This is a genomic window from Streptomyces sp. NPDC012466 (assembly GCF_042955215.1).
Lineage (GTDB): Bacteria > Actinomycetota > Actinomycetes > Streptomycetales > Streptomycetaceae > Streptomyces.
Genome location: NZ_JBIBEQ010000001.1, coordinates 1464858 through 1490472, shown reverse-complemented (window position 1 = coordinate 1490472; position 25615 = coordinate 1464858). Strand labels below are relative to the sequence as shown.

21 protein-coding genes are annotated in these 25615 nt (G+C 71.3%); 13 read left to right on the top strand and 8 right to left on the bottom strand.

The window, feature by feature from the left end; genetic code table 11:
• Nucleotides 1-23: 23 nt before the first annotated feature.
• Both ACFY9E_RS06555 and ACFY9E_RS06550 read left to right on the top strand, forming a co-directional pair.
• Nucleotides 24-1205 carry an acyl-CoA dehydrogenase family protein gene (locus ACFY9E_RS06555; RefSeq protein WP_390979907.1) on the top strand — a complete coding sequence of 394 codons (1182 nt, stop codon included), beginning with the start codon at nt 24-26 and terminating at the stop codon, nt 1203-1205.
• On the top strand, nt 1202-1600 hold the full coding sequence (locus ACFY9E_RS06550; protein ID WP_390979905.1) for a Rid family hydrolase: 399 nt from the start codon (nt 1202-1204) through the stop codon (nt 1598-1600). Before ACFY9E_RS06555 ends, ACFY9E_RS06550 begins: the two co-directional genes overlap by 4 nt.
• A 34-nt stretch (nt 1601-1634) precedes the next feature.
• Here ACFY9E_RS06550 and ACFY9E_RS06545 read toward each other — a convergent pair whose 3' ends face one another.
• The gene (locus tag ACFY9E_RS06545; protein WP_390979903.1) at nt 1635-1829 is read right to left on the bottom strand and encodes a DUF5999 family protein; all 195 of its coding nucleotides are present in this window, start codon (nt 1827-1829) and stop codon (nt 1635-1637) included.
• A 244-nt stretch (nt 1830-2073) separates the two neighbouring features.
• On the opposite strand from ACFY9E_RS06545, the gene ACFY9E_RS06540 reads away from it, so the two are divergent.
• From ACFY9E_RS06540 to ACFY9E_RS06515, 6 genes are all read left to right on the top strand, one after another.
• Complete coding sequence (locus ACFY9E_RS06540; protein ID WP_390979901.1) at nt 2074-2514, top strand: DUF6299 family protein; 441 nt, start codon at nt 2074-2076, stop codon at nt 2512-2514.
• 113 nt (nt 2515-2627) lie between these two features.
• A complete protein-coding gene (locus ACFY9E_RS06535; RefSeq protein ID WP_390979899.1) occupies nt 2628-4217 on the top strand; it encodes an ABC transporter substrate-binding protein in 1590 nt (529 codons plus the stop codon).
• 20 nt (nt 4218-4237) lie between these two features.
• Nucleotides 4238-5206 carry an ABC transporter permease subunit gene (locus ACFY9E_RS06530; RefSeq protein WP_390979898.1) on the top strand — a complete coding sequence of 323 codons (969 nt, stop codon included), beginning with the start codon at nt 4238-4240 and terminating at the stop codon, nt 5204-5206.
• Complete coding sequence (locus ACFY9E_RS06525) at nt 5196-6095, top strand: ABC transporter permease subunit (protein WP_390979896.1); 900 nt, start codon at nt 5196-5198, stop codon at nt 6093-6095. The genes ACFY9E_RS06530 and ACFY9E_RS06525 overlap by 11 nt, the downstream gene beginning before the upstream one ends.
• Complete coding sequence (locus ACFY9E_RS06520) at nt 6092-7081, top strand: oligopeptide/dipeptide ABC transporter ATP-binding protein (protein WP_390979894.1); 990 nt, start codon at nt 6092-6094, stop codon at nt 7079-7081. Before ACFY9E_RS06525 ends, ACFY9E_RS06520 begins: the two co-directional genes overlap by 4 nt.
• Entirely contained in the window at nt 7074-7727 is a 654-nt protein-coding gene (locus ACFY9E_RS06515; RefSeq protein WP_390979892.1) for an ATP-binding cassette domain-containing protein, read from the top strand. Before ACFY9E_RS06520 ends, ACFY9E_RS06515 begins: the two co-directional genes overlap by 8 nt.
• 6 nt (nt 7728-7733) lie before the next feature.
• On the opposite strand, the gene ACFY9E_RS06510 is transcribed toward ACFY9E_RS06515, so the two are convergent.
• The 6 genes from ACFY9E_RS06510 to ACFY9E_RS06485 form a co-directional block, all read right to left on the bottom strand.
• Nucleotides 7734-8045 carry a metalloregulator ArsR/SmtB family transcription factor gene (locus tag ACFY9E_RS06510; protein ID WP_390979890.1) on the bottom strand — a complete coding sequence of 104 codons (312 nt, stop codon included), beginning with the start codon at nt 8043-8045 and terminating at the stop codon, nt 7734-7736.
• A 65-nt stretch (nt 8046-8110) separates the two neighbouring features.
• A complete protein-coding gene (locus tag ACFY9E_RS06505) occupies nt 8111-8410 on the bottom strand; it encodes a hypothetical protein (RefSeq protein WP_390979888.1) in 300 nt (99 codons plus the stop codon).
• 148 nt (nt 8411-8558) lie between these two features.
• Nucleotides 8559-9323, bottom strand: coding sequence for a methyltransferase domain-containing protein (locus ACFY9E_RS06500; protein ID WP_390979886.1), 765 nt, complete (start codon nt 9321-9323; stop codon nt 8559-8561).
• Between the two features lie 91 nt (nt 9324-9414).
• Nucleotides 9415-10611 carry an aminotransferase class V-fold PLP-dependent enzyme gene (locus ACFY9E_RS06495; RefSeq protein ID WP_390979884.1) on the bottom strand — a complete coding sequence of 399 codons (1197 nt, stop codon included), beginning with the start codon at nt 10609-10611 and terminating at the stop codon, nt 9415-9417.
• 5 nt (nt 10612-10616) lie between these two features.
• Nucleotides 10617-11936, bottom strand: a complete 1320-nt coding sequence (locus ACFY9E_RS06490) for a pyridoxal-phosphate dependent enzyme (RefSeq protein ID WP_390979882.1) — start codon at nt 11934-11936, stop codon at nt 10617-10619.
• Nucleotides 11933-13399 (bottom strand): alanine racemase, encoded by a 1467-nt coding sequence (locus ACFY9E_RS06485; RefSeq protein WP_390979880.1) that lies wholly within the window; start codon nt 13397-13399, stop codon nt 11933-11935. Before ACFY9E_RS06485 ends, ACFY9E_RS06490 begins: the two co-directional genes overlap by 4 nt.
• 526 nt (nt 13400-13925) lie before the next feature.
• On the opposite strand from ACFY9E_RS06485, the gene ACFY9E_RS06480 reads away from it, so the two are divergent.
• The gene (locus ACFY9E_RS06480) at nt 13926-14555 is read left to right on the top strand and encodes a hypothetical protein (RefSeq protein WP_390979878.1); all 630 of its coding nucleotides are present in this window, start codon (nt 13926-13928) and stop codon (nt 14553-14555) included.
• A 4-nt stretch (nt 14556-14559) separates the two neighbouring features.
• Here the strand turns inward: ACFY9E_RS06480 and ACFY9E_RS06475 are convergent, their stop codons facing one another.
• Entirely contained in the window at nt 14560-15105 is a 546-nt protein-coding gene (locus ACFY9E_RS06475; RefSeq protein ID WP_390979876.1) for a DUF488 family protein, read from the bottom strand.
• Nucleotides 15106-15510: 405 nt separating this feature from the next.
• Here ACFY9E_RS06475 and ACFY9E_RS06470 point away from each other — a divergent pair, with 405 nt between their 5' ends.
• The 4 genes from ACFY9E_RS06470 to ACFY9E_RS06455 all read left to right on the top strand — a co-directional run bounded on the left by ACFY9E_RS06470 (nt 15511) and on the right by ACFY9E_RS06455 (nt 25534).
• A complete protein-coding gene (locus ACFY9E_RS06470) occupies nt 15511-20793 on the top strand; it encodes a sacsin N-terminal ATP-binding-like domain-containing protein (protein ID WP_390979874.1) in 5283 nt (1760 codons plus the stop codon).
• Nucleotides 20794-21267: 474 nt separating this feature from the next.
• Nucleotides 21268-23097: a DUF262 domain-containing protein gene (locus tag ACFY9E_RS06465; protein ID WP_390979872.1), complete on the top strand. Its 1830-nt coding sequence runs from the start codon at nt 21268-21270 to the stop codon at nt 23095-23097.
• Nucleotides 23094-24134 (top strand): CBS domain-containing protein, encoded by a 1041-nt coding sequence (locus ACFY9E_RS06460; RefSeq protein WP_390979870.1) that lies wholly within the window; start codon nt 23094-23096, stop codon nt 24132-24134. Before ACFY9E_RS06465 ends, ACFY9E_RS06460 begins: the two co-directional genes overlap by 4 nt.
• A gap of 161 nt (nt 24135-24295) precedes the next feature.
• On the top strand, nt 24296-25534 hold the full coding sequence (locus ACFY9E_RS06455) for a protein kinase (protein ID WP_390979868.1): 1239 nt from the start codon (nt 24296-24298) through the stop codon (nt 25532-25534).
• Nucleotides 25535-25615 lie beyond the last annotated feature (81 nt).

Below are 25615 nucleotides of genomic sequence, written 5' to 3'. Positions count from 1 at the left end.
GGGTGGCGGAGAAGGGACCGGCGATGACCGCATTCTCGCTCGAACCGGCACAACTCGCCTGGTGTGCCGAACTGCGCGCCCTGGCCGCGGATCGGTTCCGCCCACTGGCCGACAAGGGTGAACCGGGGCACGTGAACCGGCCCTTGGTCGCCGAACTCGGCAGTGCCGGCCTGCTCGGGCGCCTGTTCACCTCGGGCGCGCTCGATCTGTGCCTGATGCGCGAGTCCCTGGCCTACGCCTGCACGGAGGCCGAGACGGCCCTGGCCCTCCAGGGGTTGGGCGCCCATCCGGTGCACGCGTACGGCACGCAGGCGCAACGCGCCCGCTGGCTCCCCCGGGTCGCCGACGGCACGGCGGTCGCGGCCTTCGCCCTGAGCGAGCCGGGGGCCGGATCGGACGCGGCCGGGCTGGGGCTGCGGGCGGAGCCGGACACCCCGCCGGGCGGCGGTCCGTCGGCCGGTACGGCACTCACCGCCACCCCCGACGGCTCCGCCCGCTGGCGCCTGACCGGTGAGAAGTGCTGGATCTCCAACGCCCCGGAGGCCGACTTCTACACCGTCTTCGCCCGGACCACCCCGGGCGCCGGGGCCCGGGGCGTCACGGCGTTCCTCGTGCCCGCCGACCGCCCGGGCCTGACCGGCCGCGCTCTCGACATGCTCTCGCCGCACCCGATCGGCGCGCTCGGCTTCGACGCCGTGCCCGTGACGGCCGACGACGTGCTCGGCGAGGCCGACCACGGCTTCCGGGTCGCCATGGGGACCCTCAACCTCTTCCGGCCCAGCGTCGGCGCCTTCGCGGTCGGCATGGCGCAGGCGGCCCTCGACGCGACCCTCGCCCACACCGCCCGGCGGGACGCCTTCGGGGGCAAGCTGCGGGATCTGCAGGCCGTCTCGCACCAGGTCGCCGAGATGGCCCTGCGCACCGAGGCCGCCCGGCTGATGGTCCACGCGGCGGCCTCGGCGTACGACGCGGACTCCCCGGACGTGCCCCGGCGCTCCGCCATGGCGAAACTCCTCGCCACCGAGACCGCCCAGTACGTCGTCGACACGGCCGTCCAACTGCACGGCGCCCGGGCCCTGCAACGCGGCCACCTGCTCGAACACCTCTACCGCGAGGTGCGCGCGCCACGCATCTACGAGGGGGCCAGCGAGGTGCAACGCGGCATCATCGCCAAGGAGCTGTACGCCCGTCAGGAGGCCCGGTGAGCACCGAGCGCGTTAACCCGCCCGACCTGTCCCCGCCGGCCGGCTTCTCCCACGCCGTCGTGGCCCGCGGCTCGCGGGTGGTGTTCCTGGCGGGCCAGACGGCCCTCGACTCCGACGGCAAGGTGGTCGGACGGACGCTGCCCGAGCAGTTCGGCAAGGCCCTCGCCAACCTGCTGGCCGCCCTCGCCGCGGCCGGCGGCACACCGTCCGACCTGGCCCGCGTCACCGTCTACGCCACGGATGTCGAGGCGTACCGCGCGCACGCGCCCGAACTGGGCCGTCTGTGGCGCGAGTCGGCCGGACGCGACTACCCCGCCATGGCGGTCGTCCAGGTCGTCCGGCTGTGGGACGCGGAGGCGCTGGTCGAACTGGACGGCTTCGCGGTCCTGCCGTAGAGCGCCCCGCGTGCCGCGCGGGGTGGCGCTCCGGTCAGGCCGCGACGGCCAGTTCCTGCGCGGTCACCCGGCGCGGCTGCACCACGCGGCCGTCCGGCAGCAGTTCGCCGGTGTCGTCGAACACGACCGTCCCGTCGCACAGCAGGCTCCAGCCCTGCTCGGGGCGGGCCGCCACGACGTGCGCGGCGGGGGAGTCGGTCGCGGGGCACTGGGGCTGGTGGGCACACATGGCGCACCTCCACGTCGGTAGGGCCATCCGAAGGATTCGTATGACGCGTACAGACAGACCATCCTCCCGTCCCGAACTCACCGGAACGGCCCGGCGGGAAGCGTGACACGTCCAGGACATTCCCAGGACGGTTCCACGACGGCCGGCCCGGACTCGCCACCGAAGGGGTGAGGGTCACGGGTGCCGGCCCGCGAGGCCGGTACGAGTGGAGGCCGCCATTCCCTCATTCCGGGAGGTTTCCCCCATGCGTGTACGTCCCCTTCTCGGCGCGGCGGCCGGTGTCGCGCTGCTCCTGCTCACCGGCGCCGGCGCGGCGCCCGCCACCGCGTCCGTCCTCGCCCCGACCGGCTCCGTGACGGTCGACGCCGTGGGCCGGATCGCCGCCGACGGCACCGTCACCCTGTCCGGCACCTACCGCTGCGCGAGCTCCAGCGGCCCGGTCTTCGTCAGCTCGTCCCTGAGCCAGGGTGCCTCCACGGCCCGGCACGGCATCGGCGGGACCAGGGCCGTGTGCGACGGCGCCGAGCACCGCTGGGTGAACACGGGCCGGGCCGCGTTCGGCGCGTTCGTGGCCGGGGCGGCCCACGTCGAGGCCACCGTGATGGAGCTGCGCACCTTCAGCGGCCTGCCGCTGCCCACCTTCCACGCGGTCCGGGGGCAGGACATCACGCTGACCCAGGCCTGAGCCCCGCCGGTGAGCGGATCGGCGGGCGTTCCGGATCCGGGACACCCGCCGATCCTGTTTAATTGCGATGTCTTTGCAATAGCCTGGCTGAAGCAACAAGGGTGTGAGGTCACATGTCGACCCGTCGGATACGAGGGGCCGCCGTCACGGCGGCGCTGACCGCGGCGGTCACCGCCTGCTCGGCTCCCAGCGGCGGCGGCTCGGACGACGGCGAGTCCGCCGGGTCGGTCGTGTTTGGGGTGGCCTCCGAACCCGACACCCTCAGCCCGCTGCTCGGCTACGGCAAGGACGGCAACTCCAAGATCTTCGACGGGCTCCTCGCCCGCGACGCCGACCTGAAGCTGAAGCCCGCGCTGGCGGCCGAACTGCCGAAGATCACCGACGGCGGCCGCACGTACACCTACACCCTGCGCGCCGGGGTCGAGTTCAGCGACGGCGAACCCCTGACGGCCGCCGACGTCGTCTACACCTACCGGACCGTCCTCGACGCGAAGACCAACAACACGTTCAAGAGCGAGCTGGACGCCGTCAAGGAGGTCCGGGCGAGCGGCGACGACAAGGTCGTCTTCACGCTCGCGTACCCCTACGCCCCCTTCGCCGCCCGCACGGTGCTGCCCATCGTCCCCGAGCACATAGCCGGCGAGCAGGACCCCAACACCGGCTCCTTCAACACCGAGCCGGTCGGCACCGGTCCCTACGTCCTCAGCAACTGGAGCAAGGGCGAGAAGCTCACCTTCAAGGCCAACCCCCGCTACTGGGGCGGCGAGCCGAAGGTGAAGACCTTCACCATGGCGGTCATCGGCGACGACGACGTACGCGCCACCCGGCTGCGCTCCGGCGACCTCGACGGCGCGGTCCTCCCGCCCAACCTCGCCGCCACGTTCAAGGACGACGACGCCAAACGCACCTACGAGGCCCGCTCCAACGACTTCCGGGCCGTCACCCTCCCGACCGCCGGCGAAGTCACCGGCGACCGCGCGATCCGGCGGGCCCTGGACGCCGCCGTCGACCGCGAGGCCATGGTCGGCAAGATCCTCGACGGCGCGGGCCGCCCGGCGTACGGGCCGCTGCCCGTCGACGACCCCGCTTTCACCGAGGACATCGAACGCACCAAGGACCTCGCCGGGGCCCGGAGGATCCTGGACGAGGCCGGCTGGAAACCCGGCGAGGACGGCATCCGCGCCAAGGACGGACAGCGGGCGGCCTTCGACCTGCTCTACCCCTCCGGCGACAAGGTCCGCCAGGACCACGCCCTCGCCTACGCCTCCGACGCCAAGAAGGCAGGCATCGACGTGAAGGTGGAGAGCGCCACCTGGGAGGTCATCGAGCCGCGCATGAAGGACACGGCCGTCCTCGCGGGCTTCGGCAGCACCGGCGACCCCGACTTCGGCCTCTACACCCTGCTGCACTCCTCCCTCGCCGGAGACGGCTTCAACAACATGGCCCGCTACGACAACCCGGCCGTGGACCGGGCCCTCGACGACGGCCGCCGCAGCCAGGACCCGAAGACCCGCCGGGCCGCCTACGACAAGCTCCAGCGCGCCCTGGTGCGGGACCCCGGCTACACCTTCCTCACCCACATCGACCACCTCTACGTCCTGGCCGACCGCTGGGACGGCCTGAGCACCCAACGGGAGCCGCACGAACACGGCTTCGCCAGCGGCCCCTGGTGGAACATCGAGGACTGGCAGCCGAAGAAGTGACCCGCCCGCCCTGGGGAGCCATGGCGCGGCTGGCGGGGCGGCGGGCGCTGGTCGCCGTCCCCGTCCTGCTCGTCGTCACCTTCGGCGTGTTCGCGATCGCCGCCGCCTCCCCCTTCGACCCCGTCAAGGCCTACGCCGGCACCGCCGCGCTCGGCGCCGACCAGCAGACCCTGGACCGGCTGCGCGAGAACCTCGGCGTGGACCAGCCCTTCGCCGCCCGCTGGTGGCACTGGCTGACCTCCGCCCTCACCGGCGACCTCGGCCACTCCAGCGTCATGCGGCAGCCCGTCGCCCAGGTCATCGGCGAACGGCTGGTGTGGTCCGCGCTGCTCTGCGCGGTCGCCTTCGCCGCCGCCGTGCTTCTGGGCACGCTCCTCGGCGTGCTCGCCGCCCGCCGTCCCGGCTCGCTTATCGACCGGACCGTCACCTCCCTCGCCTACACCCTGGAGGCGGCACCGGTCTTCTGGATCGCGCTGCTCGCCGTCTGGCTGTTCGCCCTCCAGTGGGACGTCCTGCCGGCGGGCGGCCTGACCGACACCGGCAGCGAACAGGTCACGCCCGGACAGGTCACGAGCCATCTGGTCCTGCCCGCCGGGGTTCTCGCCGTGTCCCAGCTGCCGTGGTTCACCCTGTACGTGCGCCAGGGCGTCGGCGACGCCCTGGCGGAGGACCCCGTACGCGGCGCCCGGGCCCGCGGCCTGAGCGAACGCACCGTCCTGCTCGGGCACGCCCTGCGCTCCGGGCTCCTGCCGGTGCTCACGCTCATCGGCTCCCGCGTGCCCGAACTCATCACCGGGGCCCTGCTGGTGGAGAGCGTCTTCAGCTGGCCGGGGATCGCCGCCGCCACCGTCCAGGCGGCCACCGCCGTCGACTTCCCGCTGCTCGCCGCCCTGACGACCCTGGCCACCGCCGCCGTGCTCGCCGGCAACCTGCTCGCCGACCTGCTCTACGGACTGTTCGACCCGAGGGTGAAGCTCAGTGACATGTGACGCACCGGCGCCCGCCGCCGCCCCGGAGCAGACCGCATGGCGGTCGCACGGACCGCGGCGCCGCTCCACCCGCGCCCTGCGCGTGCGCACCTCCGCCGCGCTGGTGGCCGCGACCGTCCTGGCCGTGCTGCTCGTGCCGCCGCTGGTGCAACTCGACCAGCAGGCCGTCGATCTCGCCGCCAAGCTGCGGCCGCCGTCCTGGGCGCACCCCTTCGGCACCGACGACGTCGGCCGCGACCTGCTGCTGCGCTGCGTCTACGGCCTGCGGGTCTCGCTGCTCGTCGGCGTGGCGGCGGCGCTGACCGCGACCGTCGTCGGCACGGCCGTGGGCGCGGCGGCCGGGGCGCTGGGCGGCTGGGCCGACCGGGCCCTGATGCGGGTGGTCGACACGTTCTCGTCCGTGCCGCATCTGCTGCTCGGCATCTTCATCGTCGCCATGTTCCGGCCCGGGGTGTGGCCGGTGGTGATCTCGGTCGCGCTGACCCACTGGCTGTCCACGGCCCGGATCGTGCGCGCCGAGGTGCTGTCGCTGCGCACACGGCCGTACATCGACGCCGCCGTCTCCGGCGGGGCGTCCCGGTGGCGGGTGACCGTACGGCACCTCCTGCCCGCCGTCCTTCCCCAGGCCGCGCTCGCCGCCGTGCTGATGGTGCCGCACGCCATGTGGCACGAGTCGGCCCTGTCGTTCCTCGGCCTCGGGCTGCCCACGCACACGGCCAGCCTCGGCACGCTGATCCAGAGCGCCCGCGGCTCGCTCCTCGCCGGCCAGTGGTGGCCGACCCTCTTCCCGGGCCTCTTCCTCATCGTCCCGACCCTCGCCGTCGCCGGACTCGCCGGGGCCTGGCGGGAGCGGATCCATCCCCGTCACCGATCGGAGCTGATGCTGTGAGCGCCGACCTCGATGTCACACCCGTGCTGTCCGTCCGGGGCCTGTCCGTGCGGTTCCTCCTGCCCGGCGGGCGCCGTGTCGCCGCGGTCACCGACGCCCGGTTCGACGTGGCGCCCGGCGAGTGCCTGGCCCTGATCGGGGAGAGCGGCTGCGGCAAGTCCGTACTGGCCTCCGCCCTGCTCGGACTGCTCCCCGGCAACGCCCAGACGGCCGGCTCGGCCGTCCTCGGCGACCTGGACCTGCTCACGGCCGGTGAGCGGACCCTCGCCCGCACCGTACGAGGGCGGCTCGTCGGCCTCGTACCGCAGAGCCCGGCCGCCCACCTCACGCCGGTCCGTACCGTCCGCTCCCAACTGGAGGAGACGGTCGCCGCGTTGACCGCGACCCGGGGCCGTGCCGCCCTGCGCGCCGCCGCCGAGGCCGCCGCCGACCGGGCCGCGTTCCCGGCGGACCACCTCGACCGCCACCCCCACCAGCTGTCCGGCGGCCTCGCCCAGCGGGCCGCCACCGCCCTCGCCCTGGTCGGCGACGCGCCCCTGCTGCTCGCCGACGAACCGACCACCGGACTCGACCGTGACCTGGTGGACCGCACGGTCGACGAACTGCGGCGGCACGTCGACGGCCCGAGCGCGGCGAACGGCGGCGGGCGGGCCCTGCTGATGATCACCCACGACCTGGCAGCCGCCGAGCGCATCGCCGACCGGGTCGCGGTCATGTACGCGGGCCGCATCGTCGAACTCTCCGACGCCGCCGCCTTCTTCGGCTCGCCCGGGCCCCGTCACCCCTACAGCCGAGGCCTGCTCCAGGCCCTGCCCGACCGGGCCTTCGCCCCCGTCCCGGGCATGCCGCCCGAACTCGGCGACCTCCCGGCCGGCTGCGCCTTCGCCGCCCGCTGCGACCGGGCCACCGACACCTGCGCCACCGAGCCGCCCACCGGCACGGTCGCCTGCCACCACCCGCACGTGCCGGAGGACGTCCGTGCTTGAACTGCGCTCCATCACCGCCGGATACGTCAGGAACGCGCCGGTGGTCCGGGACGTCTCCCTGACCGTCGCGCCGGGCGAGTCCGTCGGCCTGCTCGGCCCGAGCGGCTGCGGCAAGTCCACCCTGGCCCGCGTCGCGGCCCTGCTGCACCGCCCCGACTCCGGCACCCTGCTCCTCGACGGCGAGGTCGTACGGCACTGGCGCCATCGCGCCCCACGCGCCCTGCGCACCGCCTTCGGCGTCGTCTTCCAGCAGGCCAGGCTCTCCGCGGACCCCCGGCTGTCGCTCACCGACCTGATCGCCGAGCCTCTGCGCGCCACCGGCCGCGGCAAGGAAGTCCCCGGCCGCGTGGCCGAGTTGGCCCCCGCCGTCGGCCTCACCCCCGACCTGCTGACCCGGCGGCCGCACGAGGTGAGCGACGGGCAGCTGCAACGGGCCTGCCTCGCCCGGGCTCTGGTGCTGCGCCCGCGCCTGCTGGTGTGCGACGAGATGACCGCGATGCTCGACGCCTCCACCGCCGCCGCCTTGGTCGCGGCCGTCGAGGACTACCGCGCTGCGACGGGCGCCGCCCTGCTGGCCGTCGGCCACGACCGCACCCTGCTGGAGCGCTGGTGCGACCGCACCGTCCACTGGGAGGCCCTGACCTGAGACGCGCTACTCCTGAACGTGCCGGATGGCGTCGAGCACGATGTGCGCCACATGGTCGTCGGTGAGGGTGTACCGCGTCTCGCGGGCCTGACGCCGGGCGGTGACGATCCGGGAGGTGCGCAGCACCCTCAGGTGCTGGGAGACCAGCGGCTGGCTCACGCCCAGGGCGGTCACCAGTTCATGGACGTACTTCCCGCCACCGGACAGTTCCCGCACGATGCCCAGCCGTACGGGCGAGGCCAGGGCGCGCAGCAGCTCGCTTGCCGCCTGCAGCGTCGGGTCCGGCTCGTCCGTCGGGGGAGAGGGCGTCGTTGTCATATGCGCACATTAGCATATGACAACGATTCCCAGTTCGTTCTCCGTCTTGCCGGAGACGACTCCCGTCAGTGGTCGTCCCAGTGTCCCTCGTGGGCGGCGTGGCGGTGGCCGTCGTGCACGTAGTCCGTGTGGTCGCCGTGCCGCACGGCCAAGTGGCCGCAGTCGTCGCCGTGCTGGTGGTCGTGGTTCTTGTGCACCGCGTGGCCGCCGTTCGCGCACTCGTCGGTGTGACCCTCGTGCGTCCGGTGGATGTGGCCGTCGTGGGCGTAGTCGGTGTGGTCGCCATGGGGGAAGGAGAGGTGACCGCAGTCGTCGCCGTGGGCGTGCGCGTGGTCCTCGTGGGTGATGTGCTCGGCGGTGGTCATGGTGGTGCTCCTCGTATGTGCTGGTGGCCGCCCGTGGTGCCTGGGCTCGGCCGACATGGCGACATTAACATATAGCGATTCCTGCATGTATTGTCCGGGCGCCCGCCGTCCGACGCCACCCGACGCGGGCGTACGGGTGAACCGACCGCTAGCGCACCGCCACGATCACGCAGCTGTCGCCGTACTGCCACACCGGCCCGGCCTTGGCGAAGCCCGCCTGGCGGAGCAGCTCCAGGTGGGTGGGGAGGGGGAGTTCGGCGGGGCGGCCGGTGCCGGGAGGCGCCGCGCGGCGGCGGCGCTCGGCGAGGAGGTCGCACAGCTCCGGGTCGTCGGCGACGGCGGCCCACCAGGAGCCCCAGTCCTCATGGGCGAACACCCGCTGCCGGCCGGCCCGGCAGCGCCCCACATGGGCGGCGATCCCGGCCGGGCCCGCCTCGCCCTGGGGGAGGTGGTCGCCGTTGACCAGGACGCCCCCGGGCCGCAGCAGCCCGGCGAGCTGCCGGTAGGTGCCGAGCAGGGTGTCGCGGTCGAGGTAGTGCAGGGCCGTCGTGGAGACCGCCGCGTCCAGGGGCCGGTCCAGGTCCAGGGCCCACACCCAGCCGGGCGCGCCGATCTCCGCGTCGACGTAGCGGGCCGCGTCCGGATGGTGGGTGCGGCCCAGCTCCAGCAGGAGGGGGTCCCGGTCCACGGCCACGATCTCGGCGTCGGGCAGCCGCCGGATCAGCCGCGCCGCCAGCGAGCCGGGCCCGCAGCCCAGGTCGACGACGAGGGGCGGGGCCGTGCACCCCGCCGTGACGTGCTCGACGACATCGGCGATCACCGTGAACCGCTCCTCGCGGTCCACCGCGTACCGCTGCTGCTGGAGCTCCCAGCGCTCCACCCATCGCTCCGCCGTCGCCAGACTCAGCCCCATCCGGTCGCGCCACCTCGCCGTCTCGCACCTGACTCGTTACCGGTCCGAGCCTACAGGTGGAAACGGTTCCCATTATGCATAGCCGGTGGTGTCACAGGAGTGAGGCGAGAACGGACAGCAGCCGGTCGATCTCCTCAACCGTGTTGTAGACATGCAGACTCACCCGCACCGAACCGGTCTTCTCGCCCGCGTCGCCCTGGCAGTGATGATCGGAGCGGACCATGAACCCGTGGCTGAACAGGATGAACCCCAGGTCGCCCGAGTCGATGGCCCGGTGCCGCAGCGTCACGATGCCCTGGCGGCGCTGCACGGCCGTGTCGGCGGCCAGACTGAGGGGACAGCCGAGGATCTCGTAGGCGTCCAGCCGGCGCAGCCCGTCGGTGAGCCGGGTCGCCAGGTCGGCCGTCCAGCGCTCGATGCGATCGACACCGGCCGCGTCCAGCCAGTCCAGGGCCGCTTCGAGCGAGGCGATGCCCACGGTGTTCGGCGTGCCGCTCCACCCGCCGGGCACGAACGCCGGGCCGCGCGCCTGCCGGGCCCACACGGCCCCGGAACCGGGCAGGGCCAGCGCCTTGTGCCCGGAGAAGACGACGAAGTCCACGTCCAACTCGGCCACGGAAACCGGCAGATGACCGACACTCTGCGCGGCGTCCAGGCAGATGACCGCGTCCGGGCCGACGGCCTGCCGGATGCGCCGCACGTTCATGTCGCCGCCGTAGACGTGGTGCACATGGGTAGTGGCGACGAACCGGGTGCGCGGCCCGGCCCGTTCCGCCAGCGCCCGGTGGTCGTAGTCCCCGGAGCCGCTCTGGTACGGCATCGGCACCACCCGGACGTGCACGCCCTCCCGGGCGAGCAGCCGCTGGGCCTCCAGCCAGGGCGTGATGTTGGCCTGGTGGTCGGCGTCCGGCACGACGATCTCGTCGCCGTCGCGCAGGAAACCCGGCAGCCAGTCGCGGGCGACGGTCCGCAGCCCCTCGGTGGTGCCGCTGGTGAAGTGCACGGCGGAGCGCTCCGGCCGGGGGTCCCCGAGGAACCGGGCGACGCGCTCGCGGGTCCGTTCCACCAGCTCCGTGGTCCGGTTGGCCCAGGTGTAGGTGCCCCGCGCGGAGTTGGCGTTGGACGTGGTCAGGTACCTCTGGACGGCGTCCAGCACGGCCTGCGGCTTCTGCGCCGTGGCCGCGCTGTCCAGGTACGCCAGCTCGGGGTGCCCGGTGACGATGGGGAACTGGGCGCGCAGCGCCTGCTGCCACGGGCGCAGCTCCTCGCGCGGGATCGGCGCGGTCACGCCGGTCAGTCCCGCACCAGGGGCGCGCCCGCGTCCCGCCAGGCGATGATGCCGCCGGCCAGACTGCGCACGTCCGGGTGGCCCATCCGGGTCAGCAGCGCCGCGTACCGCGCGGACTGCTCGCCCACCGGGCAGGCCAGCAGCACCGGCCGGCGCCGGCTGAATGGCAGCCCGCCCTGGAGGAGTTCGGCGAACAGCTCGTCGACGATGTTCACCGACCCGTCGATGTGCAGCGCCGCGTACGCGAACGGGCTGCGCAGGTCGACCACCAGCGGCCCGTCGGTGTCGATCCAGCGCCGGGCGTCGGCCACGCCGATCGACGGGGCACCCGCGACCTCGGCGTCCGACAGATCGGCCGGCGAGTTCTTCCGGGGCGGCCGGCCCAGCAGATCGGGGCGCCGCTGCCGGACGTAGCTCAGATAGCTCTCCACCCGGTCGCAGACGATGAACACCGCCGACCTGCGCTCGGTCAACTCCTCGTCCACCGCGCGCAGATGCCGGACAGCGCCGAAGTAGGCCGCACCTCCGGTCGGCCCGCCGAGGATGCCGCAGCGGCGGTTCAGGGTCAGCATGCCCTCGATCGCCTCGTCGGCGCTCACCGACTCCATCGTGTCGTACGTCTCCGGGTCGAACAGGCCGACCTCCTGCACCTCGTCGATGGTGCGGATCCCCGGGATGAAGTCGGACTTGGCCGCGACCAGCCCCACCACCCGCACGGACGGGTCCTCCTCCCGCAGGGCGCGGGCCACACCCGTGGAGGACCCCGCGGTGCCCACACAGGCGACGAACCAGTCCGGGACCCGGCCGTCCAGGTCCTTGACGATCTCCGGGCCGGTGCCGGTGAGATGGGCCTCGGTATTGCGCGGGTTGAAGTACTGGTCGGTGTGCAGATAGGCGCTGCCGGACGCGGACAGCGTGCGGTGGAACAGGGTCAGCGGGTCGTCCGTGGCGGTCGGGTCGAGGCACTCGCTCTGCCCCGGCAGCTCCTCGATCTCCGCGCCGAGCAGCAGCAGGAGGTCCTTGATCTCCGGGACCCGCATGCGGTTGGTGACGCTCTTGAAGCCCAGGCCGTGCATGCCCGCGATGACCGCCAGGGCCTTGGCCGTGTTGCCGCTGGACAACTCGACCACCTGGCTGCCGTGTTCGACCGCCTCGGCCAGCAGGGGCCCCGCCATGCTCCAGGCGGCCCGGTCCTTGACCGAGCCGAACGGATTGAGCATCTCCAGCTTGGCGTACAGGTCGATGTTGCGCAGGCCGTGCACGGCCGGGTCGATCCGCACCAGCGGGGTGTTGCCGATCGCCTCGGTGATGCTGTCGTACCTCACTGGACTCCCCCCGAGGGCGTGATCGGCCAGAACTGGTCGTCGAGGCACCAGCGCCACCCGTCACCGTCCTGCCACGCGGCGACCTTGCGGGCGGCGGGCTGGTGCTGGGCGCGTGTGGCGTGGAAGTCCATGGCGTAGCCCGCGGTGTTGGCGAAGGCCAGCAGATCGCCGGGTTCCGGGCGGCGCGGCAGGAACACCGTGCGCCGGGTGATCAGGTCGCTCTCCAGGCAGAGACTGCCGAAGAGGTGCACCGCGACGGGTCCCTCACCCGGCCCGGCTCCGCTTCTGGGGATGACGACCGGGTCCATCAGCACTCCGTGGTCCTCCAGGGCGATGTCGTCCGCCTTGGCGGCCAGCCGAACGAGCAGTTCCCCACCCGCCTCCTGGGTGCGGACCTCCAGGACCCGCGCCAGCGAGATCCCGCACTGGTCCAGCAGCGCCCGGCCGGGTTCGATGTGCAGGTCGTACAGGTGCTCCAGCAGCAGCGCGGCCAGCGGGCGGCCGCCCAGCGAGGCGGCGGGCCGGGTCAGCAGCTCGTCCAGGTAGGCCGCGCCCGCGACGGACCGGTGGGCGGGGTAGAGGCCGAGCGCGCCGCGCAGGGTGCCGGACTCGTCACGCAGCCCGTAACCGTGCCCACCCCACGTCAGGGGCTCTCGGCGGCCGAGGACGGCGGCGGTGAGCCCGCTCGTGTACGCCTCCCACTGCTCCCGCTCGGCAAGATAGCTGATGCCGAAGCCGCCCCCCACGTCCACGGCCCGGGGCCGCAGCCCCCGGCTGCGGCACAACTCCAGGGCGGCCAGGCTCCCTTCGAGAGCGGTCGCCTTCTCCGCGACGCTCGTCGTGTCCAGATGGAACGCCACCCCGGTCAGGGCGACCGCGTCGGCATGCCGCTCGACCGCCTCCAGCAGCAGTTCCACCTCCCCTGCGGGCGTGCCGAAGCGGCTGCGCCGGCTCAGCACCCGCACGCCCGGCGACTGAAAGGACGACAGCCGCAGCAGCACCGGCACCGGGGCGAGCGCGTGCTTGCGCACCAGGGAGGCGAGCTGCTCCAGCTCGGCGGCGGCGTCGACGCTGACCGTGACGCCCGTACGCGCCGCCAGCCACAGGAACTCGGGGTTCTTCGGCCCCGTGGCCGTGATCCGGTCGGCACCGAACCCGGCACCCAGGGCGTGCTGCAACTCGCCCAGCGACGCGACGTCCACGCCCGCGTCCGTCGCGGCGAGCCGCCGCAGCAGCGCACTGGACCGGTTGGCCTTGTGGGCGTAGAAGACCTGCCCCGACAGGTGATGCGCCCGGTACACCGAACGGAACCGCTCCAGGTTCTCGGTGATCTGGTCCGGCACGACGACGTGCACAGGTGAGCCGAGGGCGTCGGTGAGCGAGTGCAGTGTGCCGTGCGCCGCCACGAGCGACCTCAGCCGTGGCTCCAGTCGCGGTTCGAGATACAAGGGCCGGCCGTCCATGCGCGCTCCCCCTCCTGAAGCCGCTGCACCCGGCATCCGGGCACGTCGGACACTCACCGCGTTTCGCCGTATAGCCCCTATCCATTCTTCGGTCGCTTTACGCCCTGTACGACCCGGACCTGTTCGCTCGCCGGTGTGAAGCGGATCACGGGCCGGGGGGACGGCGCGCGCCGGGCGCGAGCGGCCGGCCCGGGCCGAGGCCGTCCGGTGAACTCCCAGGCGGCGGCGAGATGTTCGCGGAAATCGGCCCGCCGGGTCCGGAGCCGGCGGCACGTGGGGCAGCCGACCTCGGCGTCCGCCCCGCTCGCGGACGGTGGCGGGCACCTCGACGCCCCGGTCGCCTTGATAGCCGGACCCCGGCCGGTCCGGGGCGGGGCGGAGTGCGGGGGAGCACCGGCCTCGCACCCGGTAGCACGACGGTGACATTCGGGACTGACCCGTAGCGGAGGCAGAGGGCAACGGTTGCGGGCGGTGACGGGTCATACGGGGGGCAAGGGCGGAAGCCCGTGCATCGACCAAGGCAACCATGGGGGAGATCATGCAGATTCGTGCCCGAGGCATCCGTACCACCGTCGTCGCGCTGGCGGCCGTCGCCGCGGTCGCCGCAGCCGCCGTCCCGGCCGTCGCCGCCACGCCGGCCTCCGACACACCCCGGTTCCTGGAGCCGGCCGAACTGCCGCCGCACCCGTCCTCGCCCTGGTACGCCGGGCCGGTCACCGCCGGCCAGCCCGACCCGCTGCCGATCTGTGTGGGCGACGCCCTGCCGTCCATCACCACGCACCGGGAGTACTGGACGGAGTACGACACGAACGCCCAGCAGCTCACGGTCGAGGGGCGCAGCGAACAGTGGGCGAAGGACTTCGCGGCGCTGCTGCGCAAGGACCTCGCCGGCTGCGCGAAGAAGCTGATGCGGCAGGACCCCGACATCACGGCCACGCAGAAGTACTACGGCCGGCTGAACGTCGAGGAGGGCGCCGACGTCTACGGCATCCACACCGCATCCGCCTGGGGCTCCTCCGACATCGGCCTCTTCTCGGTCGGCCGCGACGGCGCGACCGTCACCATCGTCCGGTGGGGCCAGATGGGCACCTTCCAGCACGCCCAGGTGGCCGACTTCAAGGCCACGACCGTTACGGCGGTGAACAAGCTGTACTGACGGCTCAGCCCCGGGCCGGCTCGGTGGGGGCGTCGTACACGAGGAGCCCGTCGTCCCGCAGACGGGCTCCCGGTGTCGGCCGATGGGCGCTCAGGCGCCCGTCGTGCATGAGGTGCAGGGCGGGTACACCGCGGGCGAGCACCGTGAAGTCGGCGATCAGACGGCGGTGGCAGCGCCACCAGACCGCCTCGCTGCACATCACGGCGGTGCGCGCGTGCCCCGCCTCCCGCAGCACCCGGTCCATGGCGGCGACGAACTCGGGGGACCGGGTGTGGGCGGCGTACCCGCGGAAGGAGACGTTGCGCCAGACGACGTCCGGGCTGTCCTCGGGCAGCGGGCGGAACCCGCCGAGGTCGGGTTCCCACCGATAGGCGATGCCGGCACCCGGCAGCCACTCGGCCAGCCGCTCCCGCAGCAGATCGGGGTCACGGCGGCTGCCGGGAGCGGTCCGCACGTCCACGACGGCCGCCACGCCGGCGTCACGCAGCAGCTCGGTGATCCGGTCCCGCCCGGCGGTGCTGTGGCCGAAGGTCACCAAAGACGCGTCCACGGTGTCGGACTATCCCTTTTCGGGGGGTGCACACCTCACACCCTGAAGGGTCAGATGTCCCGGGAGGGACCAGCGGACGTCATCACCTGCCGCGATGACGGTCGTGCGTCGCTGACCTGCACGAATGGCCTTTCAACTGTTTCACACTCATACCTGTTGATGCAGCCGGAAGTCCCAGAAGAGCTCCAGGGGGACTCGGGAAATGCGTTCGCTCGCGGTCGGTGACCTCGGCGAAGGCGATCAAGCAGCACGCGTGAATGCGTGGGGAGCAGCGAGAGCGGCCGGGTGCCTCTGTGCATCTCGATGTGGGATTCACCAGAATTCATGCCCCCTGATTCGGTTGGATGGCATTGCCACGAGGCTTCTGGCAGGCGCGGGGCTGTGCATGAACGAGGGGGAACAACCATGACATCGATGTGGGATGCCGCGGAGGGCGACGGATTCCGGTCGGCCGTACTCGCCCTGACCCGGAGGCGAGTCGAGATCTACCGGGACGCGGGCGAGACATGGAGGTTCGCCGAGAGCCTGAAGTCCGTAAGCGAGGACACCGCCCAGGAGTACGAGGGCCGCACGATCCTCGAACTCGTCCAGAACGGCCACGACGCACTCGGTCGAACCGCCCCGGGAAGGATCGCCGTCCTGGCGGTCACGCGGGAGGACGGCGGCGTCCTCTACGTCGCCAACGAGGGGGCGGTGTTCGCCGAGGAGAACTTCCGCGCCATCACTGAGTTGGCCCTGTCGAGCAAGGCGGCCGGTGAGGGTATCGGAAACAAGGGCCTCGGCTTCCGCAGCGTGCTGCAAGTGACGGACTGGCCGGAGATCTACTCGAAGTCCTCACCCGACTCCCCCGTATTCGACGGCTATTGCTTCCGCTTCGCCAGGCCCGAGGACGTGTGCACCCTGGTGGACGGCCCGACACTCGCGGCCCGGGTGATCGAGGACATCTCCCCGCTGGCACTCCCGGTACCGGCCGACGTTACCGACCCCGTGCTCAAGGAACTCGCGGAGGAGGGTTACTCCACGGTCGTACGGCTGCCACTGCGCGATAGGCACGCCTGGGGACTCGCCGTGGCACAGGCGGAGGACGTGGTGAACGTCGAGGCGCCGCTGCTGCTCTTCCTCGACCGGGTGGCCGAACTCCTCGTCGAGGTGCGGGACGGCTCCGACACCGCTTTCCGACAGGTTCTCTCGCGTACCGAGCGCACGCCGGACCTCGTCGCCGAGGGCGAGAACGACTGGGTACAGGAGATCGACCTCGCCGGGGCGGGTCGCTACCTGCTGGCGCGTCGCTCCCTTGATCCCGAGGCCCTGAGCGGAGCGATCAGCCGCAGCGTCCAGGCGCGTGAGATCGACGCCGCATGGGAGAGCTGGCACGCCGAGGCATGGGTGGCGGTCGCCCTGCGCCTCGACGTACCGCTCCCCAACGGCCGCATGTACACCTTCCTGCCGATGGCCGAGGGCGTCCACGCCCCGTTCCCCGGCCACGCCCATGCCCCGTTCTTCACCAAACTGGCTCGCCTCGACATCAGTGAGACGGTGGCCCTGAACGCCTTCCTCCTCGACCAACTCGCCCTGCTGACCGTGGAACTGAGCAGGCGCATTCGTTCGCAGACCCCGCACCTTCTTGCCGCGGACCTCGTGCTCGACCTCATGTGCTGGGACGTTCCGGACCGGCTGGACGCGGCCCTGGACGGGAGACTCGCCACTGAACCGATCGTGCCCCTGCACGGCAGGGAGGCATGGGGCTCGTTGCAGGACTCCTACGGATGGCCCGACGGCAAGCGTTCCTGGCGCGTACTCACCACCGAGGCACTCACGAGGGCCGGAGCCGACCTGCTGACCCCCTCTGTCGGCCCAGTCCGCCACGCGCGTCTGGACAAGCTGTGCAGAGCCGTCATCTCCAGGCCCTTCCGTCCGCCGGCGCTCCTGGCCGCCGCGTGGGCAGAAGCCGTGGCCCGGTCTCTGCTCGGCGGTACGGAACCGGAAGGGCAGGCGTGGGCGGACTTCTACAGCGACCTGTCCCACGCGTTCGCCCGGGACCAAGGTGTGTTGCGGGGCCGACGCCTCATCCTCGACCAGGACATGCGGCTGAGAAGCGCCCTCGGCGGCCGGACCGAGTCCGGCAGGCACGACGCGACCGTCTTCTTCCACCCCGGGCCCGACGACATCGCGGACGGTGACACCGCCACCCGGGTCCCGGGTGATCTCAAGGCACTCCGGCGCCGTATCTCATTCACCCACCCGGCGATCGCCTGGGACAGCGCCGGGCGCGGGTTCCTCGAGCGCAACGAACTGGTGCGCCCGTACCAACTGGACCGGGTCTTCGACGCACTGGACGACCTGCTCTGCGGCCACCCTTCGGAGGCGCTCGGCCGTGACGCCCTGACCTTCGCCTTCCGGCAGTATCCGCTGCTCACCCAGGCCCAGCGCCGACGGCTGGCCCGTATTCCCTTCCTGCTGCCACTGACCGACACCGGCCGATGGGGCAGAGCCGCACGCTGCTCCTTCTCACCCGCATGGGGCACCGAGGGAGCGCGGCGGCTGGAGCGGTTCCTCGCCGATGGAGGATCCGGGATCCCGGCTCTGGCCGCCCAGCGGGACCAGTGGATCAGCGGCCCCGACGACTGGCCCGCGCCGGTACGGGACCGGGCGGCCTACACCGAGTTCCTGGAATCCCTCGGTGTGTGCGACGGCCTCAGGCCGGGGACCGTCGGGGAGCGACTGGGAGCCCGCCAGGGACACGAACTGCGCCTCACGGGACTCGCCGCGGGCTTCGGGCTGGGGGACGCGCTCACCGATGCCTGGTGCGCCGACGTCAGGAGCCACTGGACCCGATTCCAGCACCCTTACACGCTTTACGAGTTCACGCACCCGCCTGCCCACCTGGCGGGAGCGACCGAGGTGGCCGGGCTCGGCCCCGCCGCCCGGCGCGAGTTCGCCGAGCTGGTGATGCACGGGCTGCGCACCTGGGGCGAGGAGGTCTTCACCGTCACCGTGCACAGGCCCACCTATTCCTTCAAGGACGCGCACACCTGGCCCACTCCTCTGGCCTCCTACCTCCGGGGCATGGCCTGGCTTCCCGTGGAGGAGCCGGATGGTCCCTCCTACGTCGCCCCCCGGCGAGCCTGGTTCAGTTCCGACGGAGAACTCCCGGCTTTCGTCCCCGCGTTGCCCTTGTCGACGCGCCGCCTGGTCACCGACAGGAATGTGGCCGAGCGGATGCTCCGGCTCGGCCTGCGCAGGTGGGAAGATCCGCAGCATGCAGGGGCGGCGGTGAGTCAGCTGGCTGACGTGCTCGACGGGGGCGACGTGCCCGAGTACCTCAGCGTCTCCTTCAAACGGCACTACGAGCGGGCGTGGTCGAACATCGTACGGACGGGCCAGTGGCCCTGGGCACCGGGTGAAGAGGTCCGCCTCGTGGTCAGCCGCACCCACGTGCTCGGCACCTTCACCCCGTCGGCCGACGAAGCACCCGTCATCGTCTGCGATGAGGCGGATCCCCTGAAGGAGGCGCTCATCGAGCCGGCGGGGCATCCCGTCCTCGTCGCCCCGGCGGAGTCCGGTGACGCCGTCGTCCGCCTGGCAGAGGCGAACGGGCTAAGGGTGCAGCGCACGTCGACCACCCATGTGCAGGTACGTCACCGCGACGGTGCCCCCATCACGCCGTCGAGTCAGGCGGCGGTGTTCATCCGGGGACGGGAGTGGCTGGTCACCGTGGTCGCCCTCGCCATGGAACTCAAGTCCGGGGCATTCGTGCGCCGCAGCGAGCGCGGTGTCCGGGCCGCGCTCGAACGGCTCCGCGGCCTGCGCGTCGTACACGCCGATGATGTGGAGATCACCGTCTCCGGGACGCCGGCCGAACCGCCCTCGTCGACGCGCGCCCTGCCGTTGCCGGACGACGAGTACCCCACGGTGGTCGTCTGGAGAAGCGACGAGGGGTGGGACGAACTGCAGGCGGCAACACCCGCGGTCGCACAGCTGCTGGGCAGGCCGTGGTTGCAGGATGCGCTGGAACTGGTCCTCGTCAAACTCGAGCGGAGCTTCGGCGGCAGCAGCCCGACGCTCGTCGACGACGCCGTCCTCGCCGCCGCTCTGGACACGACCGAGGCCAAGGTCGCCGAGATCCGGCGCAACCTCACCGGTGACGTGCAGGACACGGTGAGACTGCTCCGCCCGGTACTGGCATGCCTGGCCGCCGACGCCTGGGACGAGGAGGCCGCCCGCCTCCTCGGTCGTGCGGCCGGCGAACGCGAACTCGTCGGGATCATCGACCGGCTCGCGCCCGGCCTGCCGCTGCCGTCGGCGGAGCTGGTCACCCTGGCCCGCTCCTGCACGAGGCCGGCGGAGCTCAGGGACGAACTGGGACTCGATTTCCAGCAGTTCAACGCCGCACTGGTCGCCCTCGGGTACTCCCCCGAGTACTATCCCGACCGCCACGAACAGGCCTTCGGCGACTTTGTACGCGCTCGCTCCGGAATCCTCCTCGACCGGCTCCGCGAGCGATACGCCGTCGCCGCGCAGCAGGGTGAGGACATTTCCGGCTACGCCGCGGCCCGAGGTCTCCACGACCTCCAGCCGGACCCGGACTGGCTTCCCCGGTTCATCACCCCGCCGGAGGAGGCGATGCGCGACAGGGTGCGGGAATGGCTCGGGGCGCACGGAGCTGACGACGACCTCGAGCGGCCCACCGAACTCGAGCCCCTCGACCGGCTCCGGGCACGCAACACGGCCGCACTGGACGCGCTCGTGCCGGTGCTGCCCTCACTGGTGACCGCCTGGTGCCGCCGTCACGGCGTCCAGGTGCCTGCGGGGTGGCACGGGGCGGTGCTGCTGGAATGCAGGAGTTTCATCGACGGTACCGGGCTGGGCGACCTGCTGCCACTGAGCGAGAGCCGTCTGCTCGACGCGGTGGGACGAGCCGTGGGATGGCCTGCCGGAATGCCGCACGCCGCGGATCCCGCGGCGCTGGGCCTCACCGACAAGGATCTCGCGCAGACGGCGGTACGCGCCCGGGATTCCGGCGTCTCCACCGTCGTCGCTCCGCGCACGATCACCATCGGGGATGCCGAGGTCAGGGTCGGAAGCGACCAGCTCTCCACCATCGCGGACATCGCATCGAGAACCATCGACGAGGCTTTCCTCGCCCAGTCGGGCAGGGTGCGCCTGGACACCGTGGCCGGTGTGCCCCGGCCACGTAGCGGAGGCAAGCCCTCCGTCAAGCCGCGCATCGTCGTCGCGAAGATGAAGCGGACCACCGAGGACCAGCGGTCCGCCATCGGCCTCGTCGGGGAGGTGGCCGCGCGCGCCTGGCTCCAGCGCCACTACCCCGACGTGCGGTGGACCTCGGGCTACGCGGCCGTCGTCAATGGGGACGACGAGGCGTCCGACTCCCTGGGCTACGACTTCGAGGTCACCTGGCGTGACACCACCCGGCTGTACGAGGTGAAGGCACTGAGCGACCCGTCCGCCGAGCGGGTGGAATTCGAACTCGGACCGTCCGAGGTGGACGCCGCCCGCCGCCATGCCCGGGGCAACCGCTACCGCATCCTGCTGATCACCTCGGCCCTCGTCCCGGAGGAACGCCGCGTCTTCGACCTGCCGAACCCGTTCTCGGCCCAGGGGCGCGACCGCTTCAGGATGGTCAGCCGGGGGGTTCGCTATCAGTGCTCGCCGTTGGGGAAGGGGTAGCGCCCGGACCGGCACGGATAAGGCACAGTTGACGGGCGAACGGCCGCTGCATCGGAGAATGGACGCATCGTCTCCATCCTCGATCCCAAACAGTCTGTTCTGCGGGTCCGTGAAGCGCAGGGGTTCCAGCAGTCCTTCCCTCGGCCGCAAGCGGTCGTCGGTAGCGGGATCGGGGCTGAAGCTCATCACTCTGCCGCGGAGCCAGCGAGGGCCCGTGTCGCCGCAATTGGCAAACCTGTCTGCATAGGTGGGCATGGCAATCAGTACTCGGTGGTGGGCAAGCGTAAGCCGGGGATCAGTCAGAACGATCCCGGGCGGACGAAGCGCCGTCTTCACGCATCCCGGTGCTAGCCCCCTGCAACGGCGGAAGTCCAGCCCGCAAATGTGACGTTACGTCAAGTAGCTGTTGACGGTGCAAGTTTCCCTTGATGCAATGCCTTGTCCGTGAAGACACGAGGGTGGGGAACGGGGCACGTGGCAGGGCTGGACAGTGCGAATCTCAAGACGCTTCTGGGTGACGTCGCCTCGGGAAGGCTTCAACTTCCTGACTTCCAGAGGGATTGGAAGTGGGACGACGACCGCATCAGGGCCATCATCGCGACCGTGACGCTCGACTACCCCCTGGGTGTCACGATGACGCTGGAGACCGGTGGCGCCTCCCGCTTCCGTACCAGGCCGCTCACCGGTGCGGAGTCGGTCGCCGAGCGGGATCCGAGTCTCCTGCTGCTGGACGGCCAGCAACGTCTGACCTCGCTCTTCCAAGCTCTGCACGTGGCCGATGCACCGGTCCGAACCGTGGACACACGGGGTAAGTCGGTCCGCCGCTGGTACTACGTCGACATAGCTAAGGCGACCGGTTCACCGTCCGACCGTGACGAGGCGATCGTCTCTGTGCCGGAGGACCGCATCCTGCGCAGGGACTTCGGGCGCAAGGTCGTACACGATCTCAGCGACACCGCGGGTGAATGCGCTGCGGGGCTGTTCCCCCTGCGGATCGTCTTCGACACCCAGAGGGTCAATGCATGGCGTCGCGAGTACGAGAGGGCGGACGAGGCGCAGAACTTCGATCTGTGGATCAAGTTCGAGGACCAGGTGTTGCACCCCGTCAGGTCGTTTCAGGTGCCGATGATCAATCTGTCCTCGTCGACGTCCATGGACGCCGTCTGTGCTGTCTTCGAACGGGTCAACACCGGAGGCGTCCCACTCAACGTCTTCGAGTTGCTGACCGCCACCTATGCCGGGGATCGTGCGTACACGAGTCGCACGGGCGATTACTACGACCTGCCCTCCGTATGGCGTTCGATCAAGGAGCATGTGGCGGAGCGGTACCCCGTGCTCGGCCGCCTGGAGGTGGACCTCGACGACGGTCTGACCAACAGCGACTTTCTTCAGGCAGTGGCTCTGGTGCGGACATGGAACCGCAAACTGCTCGATTCCACGGTGGGAGTCTCCTGCAAGCGGCGCGATCTACTGGAGCTCCCGCTGGAGGACTTCCAGGAGCTCGCCCCCCGACTTCGAGATGCTTTCGCATGGGTCGGAGAGTTTCTGTTCACGCAGTGCATCGTCCAGGCCGCGGACCTGCCGTACCGGACGCAGGTGGTCCCACTGGCCGCGGTCCGGGCGATCCTCGGTGCGGATCTCGAAACCCCGGAGGCAACTCAGAAGGTCACACAGTGGTACTGGTGTGGCGTCCTCGGTGAGATGTACGGCGGCTCGACGGAGACCCGTTTCACCCGTGACGTGGAGCAACTGATCGCGTGGATCCGTGACGACGGCGAAGTCCCCGACACGATCGCAGACTCCATCTTCGACCCCCAGCGCCTGTTCACCCTCAAGACCCGTAACAGCGCCGCATACAAGGGCATCTTCGCGCTCCTGATCCGCCAGGGTGCTGTGGACTGGCACTACACCGAGAGCCCCATGACCCCTGGTCGGCTGGTGGAGTACGGCGTCGACGTGCACCAGATTTTCCCGAAGAACTGGGTGCGCCGGAATCTCGACGAGCGCTACCCGGCCAGCTCCATCATCAACAAAACACCGTTGTCACTCCGCGCGGCCCAGGCCCTCAGTGGTGCCCCGGCCGCGTACTTGGAGCCCCTTGCGGCGGCGGCCGACATGCGCTCCGAGTGGTTCGACGACGTGATCTCCACCCATCTCATCGATGCCAAGGCGCTGCGGGCCAACGACTACGTCGCGTTCTTCGAGGCGCGCGCCTCCGCGTTGGAGGACCTGGTTTTCCAGGCCATGGGCAAGCGCACCACGGTCGTCCGCGGCACTGCTGACGAAGAGGCGGAGCGCTGGTGAAGAAGCCGACGACGGCAGAGCTGATCGCCCTCAAGGGCGCGGAACTCGCGCTGTCCGAGCTGCTGGCCCTGTACGAAGTGCGGGTGCGGCAGACCGGCATCATCCGGGAGATGAACGAGTCACTGGCAGCCGCCGGACTGACGACGCTTCCCGACTTCTCCACCTGTCCGACCCTCGCGCGGGTGCGGCTCGTGCCGCTCGCGGCCACCACGACGGTGGTACCCGAGGAAGATCCCGCCGTGCCGGCCGATCCGCTGCCGCCGGGAGCGCTGCCGCAGCGCCTGCTGCTGGGGGAACTGCCCTCGGCCGTGGTCGGCCTCAAGTGCGTCCCCCCTGGTGCCGAGCTGAGCCAGGCCACCTATCTCATGCGCTACGAGGGCTACAACCAGATCCCCGTGGTCAGCAACATGACCGAGCTCCACGGAGTGGTCACCTGGAAGTCGATAGCCCTCATGTACGAGAACGGATGGGACACGACGCTGGAGAACGCCATGCAGCAGGAGTCCCTGCCGGTGTTCGACAGCAGGGAGGACGTTTTCAGCTGCCTGCCCATGCTCGTGGATCACGGTTACGTGCTGGTACGGGGACAGGACGGCAGAATATCCGGCATCGTCACGTACCAGGAGATCGTCCGCCGGTTCCAGAACACCGCCCGGCCCTTCTTCCTTCTCGGGGAGATCGAGTCGTTGCTGCGCCGCTGGCTGGGCGCCCGTCTGGACTCCGAAGCGGTCATAGCCGTGCAGGCGACCAACCGTAAGCCGGAGCAACGCACCGGCAAGGTGGAGGACCTGATGTTCGGCGACTACGTCCTGCTCTTGGACGGCACGCAGAGGAGGACCGCACTGGCTCAGCGTGCCGACGCCAACTGGGTCGCGCTGGGCCGCCCGGCACTGGACCGCGGCCAGTTCGTCCACCATCTCCAGCGCGTGCAGGCCATCAGGAACAGGATCGCTCACTTCGACGACGATCCGCTGCCGCCGGAGGACATGAGGGATCTGACCTCGTTCGCCCGGCAGCTTAGGGACTGCGTACGGTGAGCAGGAGTCGAAAGAGGGCGCCGCTCCTGGTCGGCTCCGCGTTCGCCGATGTCAGAGGCCGAGAAGACGATGACGGCACGGCGGCCGCAGCGATAGGGTGAACCCCCGGTGAAAGTGGGACGTGCCGGGACAGGCGGGCACGAGAGGGTGACGCGGCAGAGATGACTGAGGTGCCCGCGCAGATCGGCCGGTACACGGTTGAGCGTGAGCTGGGTGCGGGGGGCATGGGACAGGTCTATCTGGCCTACTCACCCGGCGGCGACCCGGTCGCGGTGAAGGTGATCAGGAACGACAGGCTCGATCAGGCGACCCGAGCGCGCTTCGAGAGAGAGGCGCTGATCGCCCGGACGGTCATCGGAACCAACCGGGTGGCCCGTTTCCTCGACGCCGACCCTTACGCCGACGAGCCGTGGATGGCCGTCGAATACGTGCCCGGGCTGACCGTCCACGAGCAGGTGGAGAGGGCAGGGACCCTCCCGGTGCCGCTCGTCGCCAGCCTCGGCGCGCTGCTCGCCGAGGGACTGGAGGCGGTGCACGCCGTCGATCTGCTGCACCGCGACCTCAAGCCGCAGAACGTGATGCTCGGCGAGTACGGCCCGATCCTGATCGACTTCGGGCTGGGCGCGTTCCTGGACGCGGGCAAGGACACCCTCACGCACGACGGCATGATCATCGGCACGGTCCGCTGCATGCCCCCGGAGCAGGCACTCGGCCGCTCCCGGGTGAAGAAACCGGCTGACGTCTACGGTTTGGGCACGGTCCTGCTGTACGCGGCGGCCGGCCACTATCCGTACGACGGACGCGGCTGGCCGGCGATCGTCGCCCAGGTGACCGACGAGGCCCAGCCGCCGGACCTCTCCGGGCTGCCCGAGGCGCTCGTCCCGCTGGTTACGGCGATGCTCGCCCATGCCCCGGAGGACCGGCCCGCGCTCGCGGAGGTCACGGACCGGTGTGTCGCGCTGATGAAGGATGCGGGGTTCACCCCTGTCGAGGCGCGTTACGCACTGATCGACGCAGCGGCTCCCTTCGGCGGAGGGGACGGCCGCACCGGGCCCTCGCCATCGGTATGGGAGCGCATCGCGGTCCAGTACGGCGAGGCGCCCGACGTGCACACCCAGGTCGTGGACGAGGACGGCGTCGACAGCCCGCTGGACCGCCCTGTCCGCCCCGACGCGGCCGAGGCCGGGGCGGAAGAGCCCTCCGGTGCGACAGAGGCGGACAAGACCCACACCGGCTCCGCAGTCGTACCGTCCGACGACGGTGCGGATCGTGGGGTGGCCGCCTCCCGTCCTGCCGAGCGGACGCCCGTCGAGCCGCCCCGCGGGCCCGTCCGGAAACCGGCGTCGCAGAAGGTGGCCGAGGAACTGAGAGCCCGGTACGCGATGCAATCGGCCCTGTGACATGCGGTGAGCAGACAGGGCAGTTCACAACAGTGCCGGGGCGGCGCGTCAGCGCCGGCGGCGGGCGCGAACACCGGAAAG